The organism is Okeania sp. SIO2C9, from assembly GCF_010672455.1.
Taxonomy (GTDB): domain Bacteria; phylum Cyanobacteriota; class Cyanobacteriia; order Cyanobacteriales; family Microcoleaceae; genus Okeania.
This window is the reverse complement of sequence record NZ_JAAHGO010000031.1, coordinates 40,901-63,731: the sequence shown is the minus strand read 5'-3', so window position 1 is coordinate 63,731 and position 22,831 is coordinate 40,901. Positions and strand designations below refer to the sequence as shown.

The window sequence follows — 22,831 nt, the reverse complement described above, 5'->3', positions numbered from 1 at the left end:
ACCATTTTCTGCCAGTGAGTTTATTCTGAATTTTTCTAGATAAAACTAATCTATCAATATTGTCTTAATTTTATATACACCAACTTTCTTTAACTTTAGGCACAAAAAAAATAAGTTTAACTTGAACTTTGGGTTTAAATATCATGTTAAAAATTAAAACTATACTAGCCACATTAGCAGTAGCAACATTTCTACTACCCAACAATCAACTATCAGTTAAGGCCAACCCTACTGCCTCAGAAAATTCTACCCCAACAGAACAGACAAAAGACACCGAACAACCAAAAAATATATATGAACAGGCCAAACAAGAACTACCTGATGACCTTTACGCACTCTATCGAATCGTCGATCGTATTGCTAGAGCAAATGGACTAGACGAAAAACCTTGGCGAATCATCATATTTCCCAAATATGAAATCAATGCCTTTGCTACAGAAGTTAATCTGATTGCCATGTACAACGGTATCCTAGACCAACTTGTGGGGGATGCCTCTGCCATAGCTTGTGTAGTTGCTCACGAAATGGCACATCATACTGAAAGACACATAGCTTTGGCCCCACCAGAAAAACTTGCTTTGATCGAAAAAATTGAACAAGAGGCTCAACAAGAAGTTCTGGCAGAAAAACAGGACGCTCAAGCAGAGGCAAGTGGTATGTCTATTGGAGGTACTGCAGCTAGAGTATTTGGAGGCAGAGCAGGGAGAGTTGGTGGTGCTGTTTTAGGCAATGCTAGTCGTCAACGCATTAAAGCTAGCCAAGAAAAAATAAATGAAATTGTCGCTCAGAAAAAAGAAGAGTTAGAACAAACTTTGGCTGAAGAAAGCCGTAAAAGAGAATTGGAGGCTGACGAAAAGGGATATTTGTATTCGGCAAAGGCAGGTTTTGAGCCAGAGGGTTGTTTAAGAGCAATGAATGTTTTGCTGCAAACTCCAGGTGCTGAATTTGATACTACTCATCCCGCCGTACCTAAACGTATTGAAGCTCTAAAAGATTTAATGGTCAAATATCCAGCAACATCTCTAGCAGAAGAGGGTAAATCTCTTATTTCTCAAACTGAACCTTTGAGTTATGATTTGTCTAAAGATGGAAAATCTTTGAGAGTTAATTCTAACCGTGGTGGTTCTTCTGGAGATGATATAGAACGTTTATTTGATTAGTAAAAATTATCAAATTTAATAAGGTGTATATTTATAGATATTCATAGGTTTATTTGATGACAATTATGCCTATGAAATAATTGTATTTTAGTAGTATATCTTCCCTAGCAAATTTATTAAGTGAAAATATCTAAGTTTTGCAGAAAACCTGAAAAATCAATAGGTAAATAGGAATTTATACTCAAATTCAGCTGTAGATTATAGCAAGGAACAGGAAATAGTGGTAAAAGCTTTTCTCTGCCTCGGGTTCATCATCAATCTATGTCAAATACCAACTCGTGCCTTGCTATATGATTAAATTTAGATATTAATTGGCATCTTTTTATATATAAAATTGATGATTAATGTATCTGGAAAACACTATATTTAAAGTTAAATATCAAGATATTTATACCATTTATAGCTAACCTAGAATTGGGTAAATATTTAGAGCTATTCAATCCGAAGTTTATTCATACAAACTTACAGAAAAAGTGTCATAAATTCTTGAACTTAATAAGTGTTAAATAACCATCTAAAATTATTGTTATTTAAAATTTTTAGCCAAATCCATAGTTTGTCTTGACTTTTTTTATATACTGAGTTCGTGAAACTCGATCGGATTGTGTTTATAATAATGTTTTAACGATTTCTTAAGGATTAAAAAGATACTGATGAGTGCAATTCAATTTATTCAAGGTGTTGATGAAGAAGCTATACCAGAAGTACGTCTAACCCGTTCTCGTAGTGGTAATCAGGGGACGGCCACATTTATTTTTGAGAATCCCAAGGCTTTAGGTCAAGATGTTACTGAAGATATTACAGGAATGTATATGATTGATGAAGAAGGCCAAATTACCAGTCGCGAAGTTAAGGCAAAATTTATCAATGGTGAGCCGAAAGGACTAGAGGGACTTTATGTGATGAAATCTAAAGAAGATTGGGACCGTTTTATGCGGTTCATGGAGCGTTATGCTAAAGATCATGGTTTAGAATTTAATCAGGCTTGATTCGTTCCCCAGACCAGTAAGTAACTTTTGAGTCTGGGGCTAACTGCTAAAAGTTGAGTGCCCAAAAAAAATCTCTCAAAAAGGTGGTCTTATAACAATTTGATAAATGTTTACAACAAATCGCTAGATCATTATATTAGTCAGGTAGGACTCAGGTAGGGGAGCTGTCGAATTGGCAACGTACAGGAGTCAGAATTAATAGCTTTGATATCGTTATTTCAATCCTATATTATTTTTTAGTCTGTGTTGTTAATCTTTATAATTTGTAGACCTTTTCTTTAATTTTATTCAGGAGAAGCAGTTTATGTCTGTTGGTTTTTTACTTAGCTCAACAAACTTAGCAAGGCAGATGTTCCAGCAAAAAAAATTCATCCCTGTGCTTTCTTGTTTTGCTTTGATGATGTTCTCGGTTTTCTTGACAACTGGGCGTTCTCCTCTGGCAGCAGACTGTGAAAATACTGGTAACATTAAAGGTGGTGATGTTATTTTCTTAAGAAGTAACCAGAAGGAAGATGGCGAAGATATGTATATCTATATCGGAAGGTCTGACTCAGGGAATTATGAATACCCGACAATAACATTGGATTCCTCAATGGCTGTAAGATTTAAAGTTATTGTTTTTGGTAATATATTTGAAAATGACTATATTGGTCTTCAGACTATAGATAAAGAGACTATAGAACAAGAAAATTGGAAAGAAAGTAGGTTGACTCGCGATCAACTTGGAAAGTTTAGAGACAGAGACCGCCTTTACTACTGGAGGGATTCCGGTTATCGTTATGGCAGCAGGGATAAGGATTATCCTGATAGTACTAAATGGTTGATCGAACGAGCCTCCGATTTAAGTAAAGTTGGACCGATTCAATATAATGAGGAAGTTTACATTACTAATGGTCGTAATGGTAATATTCTAGCCCCATTTGAGCCTCCTTTTTTAACAGCAAACAAAGACAAAGAGGAGAATCCTTTTGCTTGGGAATTTGTTAAATCTTGCTCGTAGTCTAAAGTTTTGACGCTTCACTATATCATCTTCTGATGGTGAGGAATTCACTTTTAAAGTCATCAGAATAACCCTAAGGAGTATTATAACTATTGATAGAATGGAAACAAATACGGATAGACAAATTCCTCATCCTAATCCCCCAGATATTACTGTCCGTTGTGCTGTGATTACGGTTAGTGATACCCGCACAACAGAAACAGATAAAAGTGGTCAGTTACTTCAGGAAATGCTCAGAAGTACAGGTCATTCTATAACAGCATATCAGATTATCAAAGATGAAAAATTGGCAGTCATCGCAGAAATGGAATCTCTATGTCACCGAGAAGATATAGATGCTGTAATTTTTAATGGCGGAACAGGAATAGCTCCCAGAGATACTACTTATGATGCTATTGAACATTTATTGGAAAAAACTTTACCTGGTTTTGGGGAATTATTTAGATGGCTGAGTTATCAAGAAATCGGTTCCAGGGCGATCGCTTCTCGTGCTGTTGCAGGTACTTACCAAGGTAAATTAGTATTTTCACTTCCAGGTTCTAGCAATGCAGTCAGACTAGGGGTGGAAAAGCTAATTTTACCAGAATTAGTTCACTTAATATCGCAGTTGCGTGGAGTATGAACTATAGTCCGGTTGGATAGTTGGGAGTAGGGGAGTAGGGGAGTGGGGGAGTGGGGGAGATAAAATATTGAAGTAATTGTAGAATTATCAACATAATACTAATATAACCGGATTCTATATTAAAGCATAATTAGCGATAGTCTTAAATAATCTACAATTGGGCGTTGCTGAATAACAGTATGATTGTTAGTAGTCAGTAGTCAGATAGATAGTGAACTACCGAACGCTTTAATCTTTGATTAAAGCGTCGGCTTCTTACCCAGAAACTAGCGTAGTAGTAGATTTCTTACGTCCTCTACTGCTACGTCTTACAGTTTGGCGATAAGCTTGATCCCGTGTCCCACAGGAAATAATATCATGTCCGGTAGCATCGGTCTTGTATAGTAAATAGGCAACAGGCAACAGGCAACAGGCAACAGGCAACAGGCAAGAAAAAAACTTAAATTTCCTGCAAATATCCACGCCAACTTTTACACAAACGATTGCCTTCGGACATGATATAATTCGTAGTCCCTCGTCTCTGAGAGAAATAGCTGCGTTAATATCTCTGTCGTGTGTAGTATTACATGATTGACAAGTCCATCGTCTGATATCAAGGGGTAAGCTACCCACCTGATTTACAGCGGTTTTCCTGCACGGTAGACCACAGTAGGGACGTTCCATGGAACGTCCCTACAAAGTTTTGCTTGTGAAGATGTGGTTCATCAATTTGAAAAGCGCTGTAAGCAAACATGACAAGTCTTAGAACTAGGAAAGAACCTATCAACTTCAACATAGGTTTTACCATTTTGTTCTGCTTTATATTTCAGCATGAGGAGTAAACATTCCCCATCCTACTTGCCCTATTGCTTTAGCTAGACAATGGTTTTTCATCATACCTTTAACGTTTAGATTTTCTGTTACTGTGACTTGGTTTTCGTCAACTATTCTACGCGATAGTTTGTGTAGAAAATCCTCACGACAGTTAGTTATTTTGCAGTGGACTCTAGCAACTTTCTTTCTAGCTTTATTACGGTTATTAGACCCTTTTTCTTTTCTAGATAGTTGCTCTTGTTTTCGTTTTAAATTCTTTTCATGTTTAGTCAAAAATCTGGGATTATCATATTTTAAACCTGATGACGTTGTACAGAAGTGAGTTAACCCAACGTCAACCCCTACAGCTTTTCCTTCTGTTGATGATAATGGTTTCTCTTTACCATCTTCAAATAAAATTGAAGCCAAGTATTGAACGCAACAGTTTTTACTGATGGTTACAGTCTTAATTTTCCCCTCAATGGGACGATGAATAACAGCTTTTATATCTCCTATTTTGGGGATTATTAAGTAATCAGATAAAACCCTAACATTTTGAGGGTATTGAATTGACTGCTTTCCATGTTTTGATTTAAACCGAGGATATGCGCGTTCTACGTTCAAAGAAGTTATTGAAAGCTACACCGAGATTTAAACACACTTGTTGTAAGCAAGACGAATAAGCCAAGGATAACCATTCATACTCTTTTTTAAGTTGAGGTATTAGCTTCTTAATTTCATACCCTGACAATCCTTTTCCCGTTTCTTTATATGTTTGGTTCATCAAATTCAGACAGTAATTCCACAACCAGCGACAATTGCCAAAAGATTGACTTAAGGCTTCTTGTTGTTGGCTATTAGGGTAAAGTCTTACTTTGACTACTTTAAGCATAAGGAGAGAATTTGATTTGCTATAAAGCAGTATATCATAAAAACACTGGCATTCATCCGAACACCAAAACAAGTTTATGGTGTCGGGCTTCTGCCAGATTCAGCTAAACATCTGCTTGCTTCATACCAGATAGACTAAAGAGGTTGTACGATCCATATATTCTATATATTCTATTATTTATTATATAGATTAGTGACTATTAATTTACCGAAAAATTGTGGGTATGCGCCTCCCCTTTTAAGGGGATAATAAAGAAAAATGTTCATGATTAGTCAATCCTCTTCAATTCATGGAGAGGTAATTATTCATTATTCATTATTCATTATTAATTGTTGAATCTAGTTCCAGCTTTCATACCTATTTTCAGCAATACCTCAAATCATCATTCCTGACTTCAATTTTGTTGTTCCCGCAAGACTAACGGACGTAACAATATTTTATTTTTCAATAGATTTACCGCTCTAGAATAATAAGGATCTGATATTGTAGCGATTACGCCTGGTTGCCGATATAAGCGCCGTTTTTGAGAATCTGTCAAATTTATACTTACGTCAGGAGTAACACCTTTTTTACTAATATCAGTTCCTTTAGGAGTATAATAGTGAGCAATAGTTACTGCTAAACCAGAACCATCTGATAAAGAATGCACCGACTGTACTAAAGCTTTACCAAAAGTTTGATCTCCCATAATAACAGCACGACCATTATCTTTAAGTGCCCCTGCTAGAATTTCACTAGCACTAGCTGAGTCACCATCTACCAAAACGACTATTGGTTTATCAGTTAAAGCTGAACGGTTTGCCCGCAATTCTTGCTTTTCTCCATTACGGTTAACTGTGCTAACAATAGCACCTTTATCCATTAACATCCGAGCAATATCTATACTAATGCGCAATAAACCCCCTGGGTTGCCCCGCAAATCTAAAACATAACCATCAGCATTTTGATTATCCAGATTTTCGATCGCCTTCTGCATTTGTTCTCCAGCGTGGGCACTAAATTCTTGTAAATGAATATAGCCAATACGTTCATTCCCTTCACGCTTAAGATCGTAACGAACTGCTTGTAATTCTATTCTTGCCCTGGTTAAAGTCACATCAAATTCTGCTTCTCCAGAACGCATGACTTGCAGCAAAACATCTGTCCCTACATCACCTCGAATTAGTTTTGCTGCTGCTGATACACTCAAATTAGCAGTGGGTTTGCCGTCAATTTCCAGGATTTGATCTCCTGGTAATAAACCTGCTTTCATCGCTGGAGAATTTTCTACAACGTTCACTACCGTAATTACTTTGGTTAGCTCATCCTCTTTTAGCTGCATTCCCACTCCAGACATTTCCCCTGATGTTTGATTAGTCAAAGTTTTGAACTGCTCCGGGTCTAGAAAACGAGTATAGGGGTCATTAAGTTGATCTAATGCTTGACGTAATGCCTCATAAGCTTGTTCGCTAGAAGTATAGTTTTTCTCTAACAAAGTTTGCCTAGTCGCTTGCCAATCTGTCTGATTAAAACTACCATCAACATAGTCTCGATTGACAATTTGCCATGCTTCATCCAGAACTGCTTTCGGGCTATTTTCTAAATTTGCCTCAGCAGGCTTACTCAGGCTAGGGGCCAATAAAGATAAAGCTGTGGTTGTAGCGATCGCTCCACTGTACAAAATGGCTTGAAGGATGGAGTTGCGTTTTGAGGCTGAGTTCATTGAATTTTTTTAGTAGTTGGACATTTATTGATATTGACGTTCCCACTAATTTATGATAATGGGATAGTATTTTTTTGAAAGAAGTCTAATATACTACAATATTAGCTGAATATATTTATTATTGTATCTATAGTGACAAGGGAATTCACTGTCTAGTCAAATTTTACCGTTACGACTATTGTCTCTAATTCTATATTTGAGAATAGTTAAGTAACTGGAGAGTACAAAGTTCTTCCCAAGAAAAATTTGCATTGAAGGCTGACAGTATTACTGTAAAAGCCTTACAGTACTTACAGCTGTGAATAAAGAGTTTTTAACCTTTAGAGCGCTGAAAGCCTTAGCTAGCAATAGTTATTTCAAGAACTTTGCACTATTTAGTTAAGTAATTAAAAGACATTAATTGATAATCATCTTACAGTACTTTTTAGGATAGTGAGGTAAAGTTTAACTTGAATCAGACTTACGCACCTGCAATGTATTTTTGTCCGAAGCGACCGACAGGGTTTGCGCAGTAGTCCGGAACGGAAAGCCATCTCAAATCCTAGTTTTTCCTAGCTCATGCATGGGTAAGTCCTGTTGAAGTAAATAAGGAAGAGGGAAGAAAGTGACTAACTCTCCTGCTTCTTTCTTTCACCTGCTAAAAGCCGTATCGACTTGTAACTAATTAAGTCGAAAACTGCTGTAATTTTGGATCTGTTGATCGTTAGTTTTCTTGACTTGACATCCTCCCGACGTTGCACTTACTCGACAACACGGGATTCCCTAAAATCATTTATAGGGACTTTCTGCTGCCTCTTTACCGAAAAATTGTGGGTATGCGCCTCCCCTTTTAAGGGGATAATAAGCGGTCGTTTGCGCAGCATGACCTAGGATGGGATGGCGAGGTCTCGGAGCCATATCCAATCGACTCCTGTGAAGAAAAATTTTCATCTCTTTGTCAATCCTCTTCAATTCATGGAGAGGTAATTATTCATTATTCATTATTCATTATTAATTGTTGAAAGAGGAGCTGCGCTAAGATAGCACCTGCCTTCGAGGTCGAACCTCTTTTCGGTCTAAAGGCGCGCTCCACAGACTGACACTGCTAACCTAGCAGCCTTATGCTATTAATAGTAGCATACTATTGCAAGAACCGCTCTTATTGATTGGTTTTTCCTGCGGAATGCGCTCGCATTCATCCTGACGCTCCCCTGATCAAAGAGCGCCGGTCTTCAACCAACGTTGACATAAAAATTCATGATGGAAACAAAAGCCAAAACCTCAAATTGGCTAGGTTCATTCGTAAATCTAGCAGTTTTCATAACAGCTTTAGGAAGTATCGTCACTTTACAGGTATTGTGGCCCTCAGAAAATTCTCCCTTAAAAAAAGAAATCGTTTCAGACTTGGCAGATTCAGTAGAAGCTGAAGAAAAAGAAGCTCTAAAGCTACAATTATTAAAAGCATCTCCGACTTTTGGATTTGATAATTTGATTGCAGACTGGGTGTTTCTCCAATTTCTGCAATATTTCGGGGACGACACTGCCAGAAACCAAACAGGTTATTCTCTTAGTGAAGATTACTTTGATATCATCACCCGCTTAGATCCAAGATGGGTTGACACGTATCTATTTGTGTCTAACTCTTTATCTATATATGAAGGTAAACCAGAAGTCGCGGTAGAATATATGACTCGCGGTACTGATGTACTTTCTCCAGAAATAGATCCGAAAGCTTGGCAAGTATGGAGATGGAAAGGTATAGATCAATTACTGTTAGTAGGTGATATTCCTGGCGCAATTGATTCTCACGAAATGGCAGCTGAATGGGCTGAAAATACATCATATCAAAGCTTAACATCTCTGTTTAGACAAACAGCAGAATTTCTGAAGCGAGACCCCGATAGTAAATTAATCAAGTTTAATGCTTGGTTGTGGGTATACGGTCAAACAAGAGACCAAAGAGTACGTGATCGCGCTCAACAAGAAATTCTCAAGCTTGGAGGGAAGGTGGAAATCGATCAAAATGGAGAAATGCGTTTTGTCTTACCAGAATCTTCTGAATAACTGTGCTGATTAATAGACATCTCCATAAAAGAGGGAATAGGGAGTAGGGAGTAAAGAGAAATAATTGATTTGATTTTTAGAGATGTCTAATAGACATAGGTGCGAAAAAGAATGTAGGGAATTTCCTCATAATGTCACTATTGTATTTGTAGGACAAAGTTTTTCAATCAGATTGCAGATGACTTCAAATTATATGAAATACAAAAAATTGTGCAAATATAGGAATCTCCCCATCCCCCCATCTCCCTATCCCCCCATCTCCCTGTCTCCCTGTCTCTCTGTCTCCCCATCCCCCCATCTCCCCATCTCCCCATCTCCCCATCTTAGAAGTACGCAGTTTGCAGGATGGAAAGTATTGCTTCGAGTCAGCTAATGAGAATGGACATTTTTGGATACCGGAATTAGACTTGTTTTTGGGAATTTGGCCAGGAGAAAGACTAGGGCAAAATATTAGCTGGCTTAGATGGTGGGATAAGTCCGAAAATTTGTTGTTGTGGAGTAGCGAACAAGCCGAACAGGAAAAGCAAAAGGCCGAACAGGAAAAGCAACGGGCCGAAAAATTAGCTGCTAAATTACGCGATTTGGGTGTTGATCCAAATTCGCTCTGATATAAGAAATTATATCTGATTCAATAGTTATAGCATTATGGAACGGAAGTGGGGGAGTGAGGTAGTAGGGGAGTAGGGGAGTGGAGAACATTTTTCTACCTGCTTGGTGCGCATTCCCTTGCGACTAACGTCGTCGCGGGGTTGCATCCGCTTTTTCACCTATGATATTTCTGAGTTTCCTGACTTCTGTAGGGGCGAACGGCCGTTTGCTTCGCATAACTATCGTTAACGCCCCACTTACTTTTATGCCAAAAGCACATACTATATGCAAAGATACCATAAGGGTTCTTTAACGAAGTCATAAGTCAGAAGTCATAAGTCAGAAGTTATTTTTGTAACGGGGATTTGAGAAAAGCTCCAAAAACCCGATCGCCTTAAAAGGCGGAGTTGCGCGACCCATATTATTTTGATAAAAAATATGAAACAGGAGGAGCAGTGGGCAGATTAGAGGTAAGTTCAAATAACCCGCTATAATTTCTATGACAGGAAATCCAAACATTCGTGGCAATCAGAAAATCAGGAAAATATTGCTGTTTTTGCTTTTTTCTATACTTTCTAGTCTATTAGTGTGGTTGGTGGGAAGTACTATTTCACTCCAGTCTGCAGCAAAATCTCCTGTGGATACTTATTTAGTTTTAGGTGGGAGTATTAAACGGGAAATTTATATTGCTCAAGTGGCTAAACAATATCCTCAGACCCCAATTTTAATTTCTGCTGGATCTAAAGACCCTTGTCTTGTGGGATTATTTCAACGGGAAAATGCTCCTGTAGAGAAGGTTTGGTTAGAACATTGCGCTAAATCTACTTTTGGTAACTTCTATTTTACTTTGCCAATTCTCAAGAAATGGGGAGTGGAACATATTAAACTGGTAACATCTCCTACTCATTTACCCAGAGCTAAATGGTTAGCACAGATTATTTTGGGTGCTAATGGAATATGGGTAGAAACTGATATTGTTGAGGAAATAGGGGTGCCTGGTAATAGAGAATCTCATCTCAAGACTGGTTTAGATGTAATTCGTAGTTTATTTTGGGCTGTGGGAAGTAAGATAATAGAACCAAAATGTGCTGATGTGCTAAAATTGACACAGGTGAATATGACGCAATGGTGCAAGGATGGTTTTCGCTGCGAGCATCAAGCAAAATTGAAGTCTGAGTCAATTTGTCGGAAATAGCTTTATGGCAGAAGGAAGAAGGAAGAGGGCGTTTAGTTATTTAGGAGAGAAGGAAGGAAGAAGGAAAAATCCTGTACTTTACCTAATAATTAAGTAAGATTTAAAGTCTCTTTTTCTTTGAAGAGATAAATCAAAAAAATACTGTTCGCTAATTCTACAATTTTTAGCAGAGGTAATGATTAATTATTGCTCTGCTGATTAAATCTAAAAGCATTGACATATAAAGACAAGTGCCTTTTTGGGGCCTTTAAAAAGTGCCTGGTATCACGTCTAAAACGCTCATGCATGGAGCGTATTTTAGGCTCATAGTTGGGCATAAAAATCCCAAATTGACAATTGTTACCGAATATAGCAATGTGCGCTGGCATATTTACAAATTACAAGAACTGTCCAATAGCTAAAAGTCTTATGCTATTCCTTACGGAATGCTACGCAAACAGTTTTTTATTCCCCCTGTTGCCTCTGTTGGTCAGCATTCCGCAAGCTAGCTGGCGTCGTCGCGGGGTCTGACCGCTGTTGCCTGTTGCCAGATGAGCTGCGCACAGCGCTATAATTAAGGTGAAAATCCTCTCCTTTAAAGGAAAAACAAGAAAAAATTTTCATGATTAGTCAATCCTCTCCTTGAAAAGAAGAGGTAATAATTAATTATTCATTATTATATCAAATCCGTTGGCTTTGGAGTAATATAATTCTGTTGATAGTCATACAATCGGTAAGGGCGAATGGCCATTCGCCCCTACAGTATAGACTCTTATCTTTAAAGACTGAATAACACCGATGCTACCGGATTTGATATTAATTATTAATTGTTGAATCCTACCTGCTCGCTCATTCCCATTTCTCCTGTATCCTGTATCCTGTATCCTGTATCCTGTATCCTACCCCTACTAAAAAACTTTTTCAGCAAACCCTAATTATTAATTGTTGAATATTTTTCCTCTTCCTCTCCGAATACAATTATCGCAGTGACCACAACGCATATTCTGAGCTTCCTTAGAAAAGCCAAATGCTTGTAGTAAAAACTGCCATCGACATTTGCTTGTCGTGAAGTATTGATTCATTTCCTGAATACCGGAATTGTAATCTAAGGATGCTGTTTTGCCAGTAGCAGATTTATTCATAATATAGTTAAAGGGATCGCGCCATCTCAGTTTTCCGGAAGAGTGCAAGATAGACAGGGCGATCGCTGCATCAGGAAATTCATCTGTTACAGCATTAATATTTCCCATAGTTGGCAGTTGTTTGATTAATTTTTGGGCTGTTTGATGCTGCGATCGCAACTTATCTACTAGAAATTTTTGTCTTTGCTTATCCTCTGGGTCTAACCAACCAGTAGGTTCGCTGACTAATGTTAAAGCTTCGGCAGGTTTCCCATCTCTACCACCTCTACCGACTTCTTGAATATATTCAGACAAAAGTGATGGTGCTTGAAAATGTATTACCCACCGCACATCTGGTTTATTTATTCCCATACCAAAGGCAGATGTACAGACTACAAAATTTATTTCTCCACCTATCCAAGCTTTCTCTATATTTCGTCTTTCTTTTGCACTTAAACCTGCGTGATAAGCTGTAGTTTGATAATCTTTTTGTCGTAATATTTCGGCTAAGTTTTCACTGTCTTTTCTAGTTCTAACGTAAATTAAACCTGCTTGGTTTTTTCTGGTTTTGATAAATTTAAATAACTGTTGACGGCGACTTCTGGGAGTACAAATTTTTTGAATTTTTAAATATAAATTATTTCGGTAGGGGCTAAGTAAAAATGGTTGTGGGTTTTGCAGTTGTAAAGTTTTTTTTATAATATTTTGGGCTTGGGGGTCGGCAGTGGCGGTAAAGGCGGCAATAGCAATATTAGTATTTGGAGTTTTAGATTTTATTAGTGCTGAACGTACTGCTCCTAAGCGACGATAAGCAGGACGAAAAGTTTCTCCCCACTGTACTAGACAATGAGCTTCATCTAATATTAAACCGTTGATTTTTATCTGGGGTTGGCAGAGTAAATTCCAAACTTTTTTGTTAAGTAAAGTTTCTGGGGAAAGATAGAGTAATCTTAGTTTATTTTGTTGTAATGCTTGGAGGGTTTTTTGTTTTTGGGAATTGGGAATTTGGCTATGGAGAAGAGAGGCGGGAAGTGAGCGATCGCGCAATTCTTGAACTTGATTTTCCATCAGCGCAACTAGGGGGGATATTACTAAAGTTAAGCCTGTTTTTAGTAGAGCTGGTAGTTGAAAACAGATTGATTTTCCTCCTCCAGTTGGCATGATTATTAAGGCGTCTTTTCCTTTTAATAAGCAACTAATTATTTCTCCTTGTGGTGGTCGAAAATTATCGTATCCCCAGATTTTACGGAAGGCTTCGCGGACGTTATTCCAAGTGGTTTGTTCGGGATTATTCATGGTTGAATATGGTTTTTTTCTGATGTTTGAAGTTGTAGGGTTATTGACGAAGTCAGAAGTCATATCATGTCCGGTTGAATAATTAGACTTTGGTGGAAGGAAGGCAGAAGGCAGGAGGCAGGAGGCATAAGGTTTTCTCAAGAGTGTCACCTTAATTTTATACACAAACGATGCTACCGGACATGATATCAGAAGTCGTAGGGGCGAATGGCCATTCGCCCCTACAGAAGTTAACCCACCCCCGCCCCTCCCAGGAGGGGAAGTAGGGGATTTGAGCTTCGCTCCAAAAATATTTCGCCATTTCCCGGCGGGGTTTTAGACCCAATTATTTTGATAATTATTAATTTTTTTCTTTCTAGGGTGTCTTATGTTGAATAAAAAATCATGTTTAGGGGCGAACACCACCCAATAACATTATACTATCAAAGTTTTTTTGGGGATGCAAGCTCTTTTTTGATTCGGCTCCGACTTTTTTTGGTGCTTCACAAAATGTTTTTTTTCCTTTGGGTGATTTTGTTGGTATTGGCGATCGCTTGGCTTTCAACTATGTTGAATAAAAAATCATGTTTAGGGGCGAATACCACCCAATAACATTATACTATCAAAGTTTTTTTGAAGATGCAAGCTCTTTTTTGATTCGACTCCGACTTTTTTTGGTGCTTCACAAAATGTTTTTTTTTCCTTTGGGTGATTTTGTTGGTATTGGCGATCGCTTGGCTTTCAACTATGTTGAATAAAAAATCATGTTTAGGGGCGAATACCACCCAATAACATTATACTATCAAAGTTTTTTTGAAGATGCAAGCTCTTTTTTGATTCGGCTCCGACTTTTTTGGTGCTTCAGAAAATGAAAATATTTTGTGTCTGAGGTTCTTGTTAGGGGTGCTTGAATCTACTCAGTTTATTTAAAACCGAATTGAAGAAGTAGTCAGCAGTTAGTTTGGTAGTTGGTATAGCAGAAGGAAGAAATAAAAAGCAGAAAGCAAGAATAGACCTGTTGCAAAAAAGTTAATTAAATCAATTCAAGACTATGAAATAAACAATTTCAGGGTGCATCTCAATGCGTGAATAAAGCCAAAAATTTATTGCTTTTAGGCAACAGGCAACAGCTCCGGAAGGCAACAGCTCCGAAAGGGAATATATAGGAAAAAAGTATTTTTGCAAATATGAGATGCACCCCAATTTCATCTGTCTATTCCCTATTCTCTGACTTTTGCAAGAAGTCTAAAGAAAAATCTTGCGTTGTGTGAGTTTTAAGCTTTTGATATGTCAGTAATGGCGACTGCTTTAACGAAGTCAGAAGTCAGAAATCAACCCACCCCTAACCCGGACCGTGGAGGGGAAGTAGGGGATTTGAGTTTCGTTCCAAAAATATTTCGCCATTTCCCGATGGAGTGGCGCGACCCAATTATTTTGATAAATCCTCTGACTTTAAGGTAATGATTAATTATTAATTGTTGAATTAACCGTACTAATATCAATTCTCAAAAGTAATATGATACATCAATTTATTGATCGATGAGTTGTAGAGAAAAATGGCTTTTTACCTCTAGCAATTAATTTTGCTAACCAAATTTTCTCAACGCTACTTGCTATAATATTTAGGGTTTGCTGAAAAAGTATTTTAGTAGGGGTAGTAGACAGGAGACAACCGACCCCTCGCCCCTCCCCCTCCTGGTAGGGGAAAAAAGGATAAATGAGAATTAGCGAGGAGGCAGGAGTAAGAATTGTCCCTTGATTTTTCTGCCCAACTATGCGCCTAAAATACGCTCCTTTTTGAGCGTTTCAGACTGAAAATCAGGCATTTTTTAAAGGCCCCAAAAAGACTAAATTATTTATATGTCAATGCTTTTAGATTTAATCAGCAAGCCCTATTTAATTGCTAAATATTCAATCATCATATTTAATTATGCTTTATACTCGCAAAACTGTAAATTTGCCTGATATTCAACTTTCTTACTTGGAGTGGCAATTAGAGGAAAATCAAGATAAAAAACAGCCACTTTTGCTATTACATGGTTTGGCAGATTTGGCTTTAGTTTGGTCAAGTTTAGGAAAGTATTTAGCGGATAAATATCATATTGTTGCACCAGATATGCGCGGTCATGGAGAAAGTGGAAAACCAGAAAGTGGGTATACTTTCGAGAAAACAATTACTGATTTAGAAGCGCTCATGGAGCATTTAAACTGGTCTTCTGCTCATATTTTAGGTCATTCTTGGACAGGAAAATTAGCTTGTATTTGGGCAAGACAAAATCGAGAAAGATTTAAAAGTATGATGTTGATAGACCCGATTTTTATTGGCAAAATGCCGGGATTAATTAAAGTTACTTTTCCTATTCTTTATCGTACTTTAGAAACCTTAAAAGGTATGGGTCCATTTGATAGTTTTGCTGAGGCAGAAACTCAGGCAAAGCAGTTAGGAAAATATGCAGGTTGGAGTGAATTGCAACAGATAGTATTTCAGGAAAGTATGGAGGAAAAAGCTGATGGTAAGTGGGGAAGTAAATTTGTGATTCCGGCGCGGGATGAAATATTTGAAGAGGTGATGCGAGTTCCTGGTTTAACAGAATATATTGATGTGCCGACTTTGTTTATTCAACCAGAAAAAGGTGTGAATAGAAGTGAGTTGCAAATTAAGCCTTATCGGAAATATTTAAGGAATTTAAAAATGGAAAAAGTTCCGGGAAATCATTGGCTATTTTTGGTGGAACCAGAAAAATTTAATCAGACTGTTGGGAATTTTTTAGATATTTTTTGAAATCTGAAAAAATTAGCAGTAAATTGAGGTAACATAGTGTCTAAATATTATGTTTGTAGTTGGGCTTTAGCCCTAAGACAAGTATTTAAAGGGCTAGAGCAAAACTACAGAGAGAAATTTTATTATATAGCTATCAGCTAGAGTCAAAACTTTTAATTGTAATTTTTTGAAGTTTTTTAGCTGTCCTAATCTTAATGTGTAGTGCTATAACTCATTATCCAAAAATAATATAACTAGGGTTAAAATCTATAATCAAATATCCTATTTTTCTTAAATATTAAATTCGTTTTGGGCATAAATAATGAGCTTTTAAAATATGTAATTGCTATGTCTGTTAAACTGATTATTGACTAGCTATTAAACGAGATTATTTCGTAACCAATCAATTACATCATCAGGATTTCTATCAGGTGGGAATACTGGATAGAAAACTTTGAGAATTTTTCCTGCTTGTGCAATTAATGTAACTCTTTTGAGTAGTTGCTTTCCTTCTATTTCAAATATTGGCAATTTTAACGCTTGGGAAAAGTTTAAATCACTATCACTCAGAAGTTCAAAAGGTAAATGAAGTCGCTTCGCTGCTTCTATCTGATATTCAGTTTTTTGTGTGCTGATACCAAAAACTTGCACTTTTAACTCTGTTATTTCTTGGTGATGGTCTCGAAAAGCGCATGATTGAGGGGTACATCCTCTTGCTCCAGGAATTTTGTCCCATTGTTCGGGTAGTAGAATACCTGGTTGACCAGTCATGGGATAACAGTAAATAACGACGTAACCTGAAATTTCAGATAAATCTACATATCTATTATGGGTTGAAGGTAAAGTAAGCGATGGCAAAAACAAACCTTGTAGGTGATTACAAGTTCCATCATCTACTGGGATAGGAAGATCTGCAGGTAATTCTGTAAAATTGCTCATAAAAATCTCCATTTTAGGTGTGACATTTTTTACATATAGTAGTAGCTATAGCTGTTAGAATGGTCTAAAGAAAGAGAGCGGACATATCAAAAGCTTAAAAATCAAACAACGCCAGATTTTTTCTTCTTCCTTCTCTCCTAGATAACTAATCGCCTAGATAACTAAAACCTTCTTCCCTGTGCTATAGAATATATCAAAAGCCTAAAACCTAGAGTGTTGGATGATTTTTCCTTCTACCTTTGAGGGATAGTATCTTCATTTTTCTGAACGATCGCTCTTCATCTCCATCACAAAATATAAAGGCGATCGCTCATATAGCAGTGGAAGGAAAGGGCGCGGACATATTAAAAGCTTAAAGCTCAAACAACGCCAGTGTTTCCCTCTTCCTTCTTCTTTCTTTCTTCTGTTATACCATCTTAAATTTATAGTTCAGTCATTGTTGCTGTTTCTCCAATTATTTTTGACTTTTTGAAAGCTTATGAATTGATTGGTAACTTTTCACTTAATTCCTCTTCATTTTCACCCCATTTTTCCAGCCAATCTCCATCAATATTTTCCACGTATAAATTGACATGATTGATTCCCCAAGTTAGTCGGTCTTCTTGTAATTGTTGAGCCTCTTGGAGAGCGTGCCAAACTTTTTCTAAACGTTCTTTATTTGACAGAGTTTTGCTAATTGTTACCATGTATCCTGCCTAGTATTAAAATGCGTAGTTTGATGTGCAAGTTGAAATGTAATAGAAATTTGTTCAATTCCTATCTAAAACAAAATTTAATATATTTAGCCTCAGTTAAATGTCTGCTGTTATGCAGAACAAGATTTACTAATTGAATAACTGAGCGGTCTTGTCCGGGATTATAACTAACAAAAATACCCCTTCTAATTTTCCATTGCTGTAGTGTATCTTTCCATTCCTTATACTTATGATTACATAATTCTCCGGACATAGTAGTAAGTTGAACACAGAGAGGCTTACCTGTGCTACTACTCACAATTACATCTGTTGCCATAGACAAATCTGCTATATAACGATGAACAACACACCCATCACGACTTTTTATCTGACGAGAGACAGATTGTAGTAGTTCAGCATCTTCTTGATTAAATTCCCCCGATCTTAATTTTTGTTTCCATATATAAAATTTATGATCATTTTCATTAAACCACTTTGGAAAAAGATTTTCATACCAGTATCTGACTGGTGATGGAAGATGTTTTAAAAATAGTTGCCTTTCTTCATTTGTTAAGGATTGCAATTTTAACCAAAATTCTCCATCCTTAATTAATTCTAACAAAAATCCTACTAAGACTCCTTTCTGCATTAGCAAGCCTGGCCTAATATCCTTAATCCAGCGTGTTACTTCATCTAACCTCTGGGCTAACGCAGGTTCAGTTGACCAGGCAAGACAGCTAAGTTGTTTTAGCTTAGGCTCGATTTCTCTTGCTTGCAATCATCCTCCTACATTAAGACCCATCTTAGAATCTGTAAAAAAGTTTTTTTATATAGCAGGGAACAGGGAACAGGGAACAGGGAAAAGTGACAAAAGTTTTTCTCTGTCTCAGGTTCATTATCAATATAAGTCCTAACCTACTCTTTCCTTGCTATATCACAATGAATATTGTAGCGCTTGATTAACAGTATGAAGGGTTAAGCATTAGGAAATTATAACTACTCAAAATATTTCTACAAATATCTAGATTAAAATACTTTCATCTATTGACTAATTTCTTTCTAAATGGTAGATATTTTTGAAGACAAGACATAAGGGTATCACCCCCTACAAATCTGAAACTGAGCTTAAAAAAAATAAAGATTCTAATGTTCATTATAAGTCCACAATGATTATTAGCAGTAACTACAAATACAAAAATGTCACAACCGACTATTGAATCAATCCTACAAGAAAAACGCCTTTTTCCCCCACCTACAGAATTTGCTCAAAAAGCACATATTAAGAGCATAGAAGAATATAAACAACTCTACGAAAAAGCCAAGACTGACCCAGAAGGATTTTGGGCAGAACTAGCTGAAACAGAATTAGACTGGTTCCAGAAATGGGACAAAGTACTCGACTGGCAACCACCTTTTGTTAAATGGTTTGTTAATGGCAAAATAAATATTTCCTATAACTGTCTCGACCGTCATCTTACCACCTGGCGACGTAACAAAGCAGCCCTAATATGGGAAGGAGAACCCGGAGACTCTCGCACTCTTACTTATGCCCAACTGCATCGGGAAGTTTGCCAGATGGCGAACGTTTTTAAACAATTGGGAGTGAAAAAAGGCGATCGCGTGGGTATTTATATGCCGATGATTCCTGAAGCAGCCATTGCCATGTTGGCCTGTGCAAGAATAGGCGCTCCCCACACTGTTGTTTTTGGGGGTTTCAGCGCTGAAGCTCTTAAAGACAGACTGGTTGATGCTGAGGCTAAGTTAGTAGTGACTGCTGATGGTGGTTGGCGAAAAGATGCTATTGTTCCCCTCAAAGAACAAGTAGACAAAGCTCTAGCCGCAGGTGCCCCCACTGTGGAAAATGTGCTAGTGGTTAAACGCACTGCCCAACAAATTCAGATGGAACCTGGGCGCGACCATTGGTGGCACGATCTTCAAAAAGGTGCTTCTGGGGAATGTCCAGCGGAACCAATGGATAGTGAAGATATGCTATTTATTCTGTATACAAGTGGCACTACTGGCAAACCTAAAGGAGTTGTACACACCACAGGGGGTTATAATCTCTATACTCATGTTACTAATAAATGGGCGTTTGACCTGCAAGACACAGATGTGTATTGGTGTACTGCGGATGTAGGTTGGATTACTGGTCATAGTTATATTGTCTATGGTCCTCTTTCCAATGGTGCTACTAGCTTAATGTATGAAGGCGCACCAAGAGCTTCTAATCCTGGTTGTCTGTGGGATGTGGTAGAAAAATATGGCGTTACTATTTTTTATACTGCTCCTACTGCTATCCGAGCATTAATGAAAATGGGAGAACATCATCCCAATTCTAGAAATCTTACTTCTTTGCGGTTGTTAGGAACAGTGGGAGAACCAATCAACCCAGAAGCTTGGATTTGGTATAACCGTGTTATTGGTGGCGATCGCTGTCCGATAGTTGATACTTGGTGGCAAACTGAAACTGGTGGGTTTATGATTACTCCTTTACCTGGTGCTACTTCGACTAAACCTGGTTCGGCGACTTTCCCTTTCCCTGGGATTATTGCTGATATTGTTAATCAGGAGGGTGAGTCTGTGGATGGTAATAATGGTGGTTATTTGGTGGTTAAGCATCCTTGGCCTGGAATGATGCGGACTGTTTATGGAGATGACGACCGCTTCCGTCGTACTTATTGGGAGTATTTACGTCCGAAGAGTGGGGAGTATATTTATTTTGCTGGTGATGGTGCCCACAGAGACGAGGATGGTTATTTTTGGGTGATGGGTCGTGTTGATGATGTGATTAATGTGGCTGGTCATCGTCTGGGTACTATGGAGGTAGAGTCGGCATTGGTTTCTCACCCTGCTGTTGCTGAGGCAGCAGTTGTTGGTAAACCTGATGAGGTTAAGGGTGAGGATATTGTGGCTTTTGTGACTTTAGAAGGCGAGCGCGAACCAGATGAGGTTTTGGAGAAGGAGTTGAAGCAGCACGTTGTTCAGGAAATTGGAGCGATCGCTCGTCCTGGTGAGATCCGCTTTACTGAGGATTTGCCTAAAACTCGTTCTGGTAAGATTATGCGGAGGTTGTTACGGTCTCTGGCGGCGGGTCAGGAAATTGCTGGGGATACTTCAACGTTACAAGACCGGAGTGTATTAGATAAGTTACGGGGAGGAGCTTAGGGAATTTAGAATTTATAATTTAGAATTTAGAATTCAGAACTCAGAAGTGAGTGTACAATTCTGAGGTCTTCTACGGCGCTTTTCTAGTGCGGAACCATTTCCGCACACATCGCCTTCAGAATGTAAGACACACTTCATTACAGTCAGAAGTTATATTATTTCCGGATAATTAGTGATAAAAAAAACTGGTGGTAGTGTATTGTAATGGTCGTGCATTGCATTATTTTTGTTACGAGAACAGTGGGAGCATCTTGCTCCCGTGCCAAGCATCCCTTGTTCCTTGTATACCATTACACGAGCAGGACTGGTGGTGGTGCATTGTCATGGTCGTGCATTGCATTATTTTTGTTACGAGAACAGTGGGAGCATCTTGCTCCTGTGCCAAACATTCCTTGTTCCTTGTATACCATTACGCGAGCAGGACTACCAAAAAACTTTCTCTTTCTTCTTCTTTCTTCCCTCCTGACTCCTGACACCTTATTGGGTGTGTTGAAGCACACCCTTTAAATTTGTAATAGAGAACCAGGCTTAACAGTACCTTTAACTGTTGCAGTTCCCAATAAACCCTCACGAGATTCAAACATTAATTTACCAGCAGATTTTTCTTTTGAATTTACAACATTAAATACAGAACCTGTTGTTAATTCAGCAATGTTTTTGATATCTAATCCTCCTAACCAAATTTGAGCTTGATCATCTTCAACTTCTGTAACTACTGCATTAGCAACAGGACTAGAATATTCAGTCAAATATATAGCTTTACTGTCTAATTTAGTATCTTTCTTAACTTCATAAAGTGGATTTTGTTTTAACCTAGCTGGAATTTGTCGATTAACATAAGCGATCGCCTCTTCTGGTGTAGCTGTTTCTTGCCATAAATATTGTGTGAATAAATAACTAAAAATTCCAGCATAAAAATCAAGAATTTTCATATCTTTTGCAGTTTGAAAAGGTTTAGCAGAGGCAAAAACTACTCCTTTTGCTACACCACTTTTATAACCTTTCACAAATTCATCTTCAGACATATCAAGGCGAGATAACCATTTTTCTTGATAAGCCTTTTCTTGGGAGACAATTTCTATTTTTTCCCCTCCTGCACGAGAACGAACAGTAAAATCTCTAGTTGTCATTCCCGAAAAACAACTATCAAGAATTCCGGTAAAATTTTCTGTCTTTAAAGCTGAAGTAAGTAAAAATAAAGTATGCCCCATAATATCATTAACAGTACCACCAATATTGGGATATCCTTGAGGCAAAGAACTATCGACCGGAACTAATGTACCACTTAAACCACTACCATCCATCAAAGAAGTTTTGACAATAGGATTAGGATCTTTGACGCGGGAACCATGACCGGAATAATGAAAAACTGCCACATCTCCTGGTTTTGCTTGTTTAATTAAATGTTCTTCAAATGCTTCTAAAATTCCTTGGCGAGTTGCTTGCTCATCAGTAACAATATAGATATCTTTTGGATTAAAACCAAAACGGTGAATTAATAGATGACGTTGCATTTCTGTATCATTGACACAACCTCTTAAAGGGGCTTTTTTATATTTATTAATTCCTACTAATAAAGCAAGTTTTCGTGGAGTACTTTGAGCTAATACTTTGCCATAATTTTCGACTTGGGAGAGAAATTTTAACTGACTTATGCCAAAGGTAGCAAGTATTGAACTAGCAAATTGGAAAAAATGACGGCGAGATATAGGAGACATTTTAAATAATTCCTTATTTCTAGGTTTTGTTAAAATTTTCAACTAATTTAAACTAAATACAGCAGGTTCCACTTTAATGAGGTACACCCGTCGCGGGCAAGATGCCCGCACTACAATATTTTCACTATTCATCTTGTACATCATTATGTCCGAAATATGCTTTCATTAATGGATAATGGATAATGAATAATTGATAATTACCTCTGGTTAAAACTG

19 protein-coding genes and 2 pseudogenes are annotated in these 22,831 nt (G+C 37.6%); 10 read left to right on the top strand and 11 right to left on the bottom strand.

The window, feature by feature from the left end; all coding sequences use genetic code 11:
• Positions 1 to 143 precede the first annotated feature (143 nt).
• From F6K23_RS22495 to F6K23_RS22480, 4 genes are all read left to right on the top strand, one after another.
• Entirely contained in the window at positions 144 to 1,160 is a 1,017-nt protein-coding gene (locus F6K23_RS22495) for a M48 family metallopeptidase (protein ID WP_293159986.1), read from the top strand.
• A gap of 653 nt (positions 1,161 to 1,813) precedes the next feature.
• On the top strand, positions 1,814 to 2,149 hold the full coding sequence (psb28, locus tag F6K23_RS22490; protein WP_293159984.1) for a photosystem II reaction center protein Psb28: 336 nt from the start codon (positions 1,814 to 1,816) through the stop codon (positions 2,147 to 2,149).
• Positions 2,150 to 2,453: 304 nt separating this feature from the next.
• Complete coding sequence (locus F6K23_RS22485) at positions 2,454 to 3,149, top strand: hypothetical protein (protein WP_293159982.1); 696 nt, start codon at positions 2,454 to 2,456, stop codon at positions 3,147 to 3,149.
• A 100-nt stretch (positions 3,150 to 3,249) separates the two neighbouring features.
• A complete protein-coding gene (locus tag F6K23_RS22480) occupies positions 3,250 to 3,771 on the top strand; it encodes a molybdenum cofactor biosynthesis protein B (RefSeq protein ID WP_293159980.1) in 522 nt (173 codons plus the stop codon).
• A 498-nt stretch (positions 3,772 to 4,269) separates the two neighbouring features.
• Here the strand turns inward: F6K23_RS22480 and F6K23_RS42895 are convergent.
• The 3 genes and pseudogenes from F6K23_RS42895 to ctpB all read right to left on the bottom strand — a co-directional run.
• Positions 4,270 to 4,389, bottom strand: a pseudogene (locus tag F6K23_RS42895) (zinc ribbon domain-containing protein); the annotation flags it as partial.
• 104 nt (positions 4,390 to 4,493) lie between these two features.
• Positions 4,494 to 5,455, bottom strand: a pseudogene (locus F6K23_RS22475) (RNA-guided endonuclease InsQ/TnpB family protein); the annotation flags it as partial.
• 394 nt (positions 5,456 to 5,849) lie between these two features.
• Positions 5,850 to 7,157, bottom strand: a complete 1,308-nt coding sequence (ctpB, locus tag F6K23_RS22470; RefSeq protein ID WP_293159978.1) for a carboxyl-terminal processing protease CtpB — start codon at positions 7,155 to 7,157, stop codon at positions 5,850 to 5,852.
• Between the two features lie 1,236 nt (positions 7,158 to 8,393).
• On the opposite strand from ctpB, the gene F6K23_RS22465 reads away from it, so the two are divergent.
• The gene (locus F6K23_RS22465; protein ID WP_293159976.1) at positions 8,394 to 9,200 is read left to right on the top strand and encodes a hypothetical protein; all 807 of its coding nucleotides are present in this window, start codon (positions 8,394 to 8,396) and stop codon (positions 9,198 to 9,200) included.
• Between the two features lie 184 nt (positions 9,201 to 9,384).
• Here the strand turns inward: F6K23_RS22465 and F6K23_RS22460 are convergent, their stop codons facing one another.
• A complete protein-coding gene (locus F6K23_RS22460) occupies positions 9,385 to 9,522 on the bottom strand; it encodes a hypothetical protein (protein WP_293159974.1) in 138 nt (45 codons plus the stop codon).
• A 16-nt stretch (positions 9,523 to 9,538) separates the two neighbouring features.
• Between F6K23_RS22460 and F6K23_RS22455 the strand changes: the two genes are divergently transcribed.
• Positions 9,539 to 9,808 carry a hypothetical protein gene (locus tag F6K23_RS22455; RefSeq protein ID WP_367267774.1) on the top strand — a complete coding sequence of 90 codons (270 nt, stop codon included), beginning with the start codon at positions 9,539 to 9,541 and terminating at the stop codon, positions 9,806 to 9,808.
• 124 nt (positions 9,809 to 9,932) lie between these two features.
• Here the strand turns inward: F6K23_RS22455 and F6K23_RS22450 are convergent, their stop codons facing one another.
• A complete protein-coding gene (locus tag F6K23_RS22450) occupies positions 9,933 to 10,088 on the bottom strand; it encodes a hypothetical protein (protein ID WP_293159972.1) in 156 nt (51 codons plus the stop codon).
• A 199-nt stretch (positions 10,089 to 10,287) separates the two neighbouring features.
• Here F6K23_RS22450 and F6K23_RS22445 point away from each other — a divergent pair, with 199 nt between their 5' ends.
• On the top strand, positions 10,288 to 10,983 hold the full coding sequence (locus tag F6K23_RS22445; RefSeq protein ID WP_287279647.1) for a YdcF family protein: 696 nt from the start codon (positions 10,288 to 10,290) through the stop codon (positions 10,981 to 10,983).
• Between the two features lie 917 nt (positions 10,984 to 11,900).
• Here F6K23_RS22445 and F6K23_RS22440 read toward each other — a convergent pair.
• Entirely contained in the window at positions 11,901 to 13,379 is a 1,479-nt protein-coding gene (locus F6K23_RS22440) for an ATP-dependent DNA helicase RecQ (RefSeq protein WP_293160030.1), read from the bottom strand.
• A gap of 1,275 nt (positions 13,380 to 14,654) precedes the next feature.
• Between F6K23_RS22440 and F6K23_RS22435 the strand changes: the two genes are divergently transcribed.
• On the top strand, positions 14,655 to 14,819 hold the full coding sequence (locus tag F6K23_RS22435) for a hypothetical protein (RefSeq protein ID WP_293159969.1): 165 nt from the start codon (positions 14,655 to 14,657) through the stop codon (positions 14,817 to 14,819).
• A 469-nt stretch (positions 14,820 to 15,288) separates the two neighbouring features.
• Entirely contained in the window at positions 15,289 to 16,140 is an 852-nt protein-coding gene (locus tag F6K23_RS22430; protein WP_293159967.1) for an alpha/beta fold hydrolase, read from the top strand.
• 357 nt (positions 16,141 to 16,497) lie between these two features.
• On the opposite strand, the gene F6K23_RS22425 is transcribed toward F6K23_RS22430, so the two are convergent.
• The 3 genes from F6K23_RS22425 to F6K23_RS22415 all read right to left on the bottom strand — a co-directional run bounded on the left by F6K23_RS22425 (position 16,498) and on the right by F6K23_RS22415 (position 18,510).
• Complete coding sequence (locus tag F6K23_RS22425) at positions 16,498 to 17,058, bottom strand: peroxiredoxin (RefSeq protein WP_293159965.1); 561 nt, start codon at positions 17,056 to 17,058, stop codon at positions 16,498 to 16,500.
• Positions 17,059 to 17,534: 476 nt separating this feature from the next.
• A complete protein-coding gene (locus tag F6K23_RS22420; protein WP_287275840.1) occupies positions 17,535 to 17,744 on the bottom strand; it encodes a hypothetical protein in 210 nt (69 codons plus the stop codon).
• A gap of 70 nt (positions 17,745 to 17,814) precedes the next feature.
• Positions 17,815 to 18,510, bottom strand: a complete 696-nt coding sequence (locus tag F6K23_RS22415) for a hypothetical protein (RefSeq protein WP_293159963.1) — start codon at positions 18,508 to 18,510, stop codon at positions 17,815 to 17,817.
• 419 nt (positions 18,511 to 18,929) lie between these two features.
• On the opposite strand from F6K23_RS22415, the gene acs reads away from it, so the two are divergent.
• On the top strand, positions 18,930 to 20,897 hold the full coding sequence (gene acs, locus F6K23_RS22410; RefSeq protein ID WP_293159961.1) for an acetate--CoA ligase: 1,968 nt from the start codon (positions 18,930 to 18,932) through the stop codon (positions 20,895 to 20,897).
• 290 nt (positions 20,898 to 21,187) lie between these two features.
• Here acs and F6K23_RS22405 read toward each other — a convergent pair whose 3' ends face one another.
• The gene (locus F6K23_RS22405; protein ID WP_293159959.1) at positions 21,188 to 21,397 is read right to left on the bottom strand and encodes a hypothetical protein; all 210 of its coding nucleotides are present in this window, start codon (positions 21,395 to 21,397) and stop codon (positions 21,188 to 21,190) included.
• Between the two features lie 3 nt (positions 21,398 to 21,400).
• Positions 21,401 to 22,615, bottom strand: coding sequence for a caspase family protein (locus tag F6K23_RS22400; RefSeq protein ID WP_293159957.1), 1,215 nt, complete (start codon positions 22,613 to 22,615; stop codon positions 21,401 to 21,403).
• Positions 22,616 to 22,831: the final 216 nt, after the last annotated feature.

Excerpts from the sequence above, each read along its gene's own strand:
- F6K23_RS22495 (WP_293159986.1), top strand. The coding sequence starts at position 144 with ATGTTAAAAATTAAAACTATACTAGCCACATTAGCAGTAGCAACATTT.
- psb28 (WP_293159984.1), top strand. The coding sequence starts at position 1,814 with ATGAGTGCAATTCAATTTATTCAAGGTGTTGATGAAGAAGCTATACCA.
- F6K23_RS22485 (WP_293159982.1), top strand. The coding sequence starts at position 2,454 with ATGTCTGTTGGTTTTTTACTTAGCTCAACAAACTTAGCAAGGCAGATG.
- F6K23_RS22480 (WP_293159980.1), top strand. The coding sequence starts at position 3,250 with ATGGAAACAAATACGGATAGACAAATTCCTCATCCTAATCCCCCAGAT.
- ctpB (WP_293159978.1), bottom strand. The coding sequence starts at position 7,157 with ATGAACTCAGCCTCAAAACGCAACTCCATCCTTCAAGCCATTTTGTAC.
- F6K23_RS22465 (WP_293159976.1), top strand. The coding sequence starts at position 8,394 with ATGATGGAAACAAAAGCCAAAACCTCAAATTGGCTAGGTTCATTCGTA.
- F6K23_RS22460 (WP_293159974.1), bottom strand. The coding sequence starts at position 9,522 with ATGGGGAGATGGGGAGATGGGGAGATGGGGGGATGGGGAGACAGAGAG.
- F6K23_RS22450 (WP_293159972.1), bottom strand. The coding sequence starts at position 10,088 with ATGGTATCTTTGCATATAGTATGTGCTTTTGGCATAAAAGTAAGTGGG.
- F6K23_RS22445 (WP_287279647.1), top strand. The coding sequence starts at position 10,288 with ATGACAGGAAATCCAAACATTCGTGGCAATCAGAAAATCAGGAAAATA.
- F6K23_RS22440 (WP_293160030.1), bottom strand. The coding sequence starts at position 13,379 with ATGAATAATCCCGAACAAACCACTTGGAATAACGTCCGCGAAGCCTTC.
- F6K23_RS22435 (WP_293159969.1), top strand. The coding sequence starts at position 14,655 with ATGGCGACTGCTTTAACGAAGTCAGAAGTCAGAAATCAACCCACCCCT.
- F6K23_RS22430 (WP_293159967.1), top strand. The coding sequence starts at position 15,289 with ATGCTTTATACTCGCAAAACTGTAAATTTGCCTGATATTCAACTTTCT.
- F6K23_RS22425 (WP_293159965.1), bottom strand. The coding sequence starts at position 17,058 with ATGAGCAATTTTACAGAATTACCTGCAGATCTTCCTATCCCAGTAGAT.
- F6K23_RS22420 (WP_287275840.1), bottom strand. The coding sequence starts at position 17,744 with ATGGTAACAATTAGCAAAACTCTGTCAAATAAAGAACGTTTAGAAAAA.
- acs (WP_293159961.1), top strand. The coding sequence starts at position 18,930 with ATGTCACAACCGACTATTGAATCAATCCTACAAGAAAAACGCCTTTTT.
- F6K23_RS22400 (WP_293159957.1), bottom strand. The coding sequence starts at position 22,615 with ATGTCTCCTATATCTCGCCGTCATTTTTTCCAATTTGCTAGTTCAATA.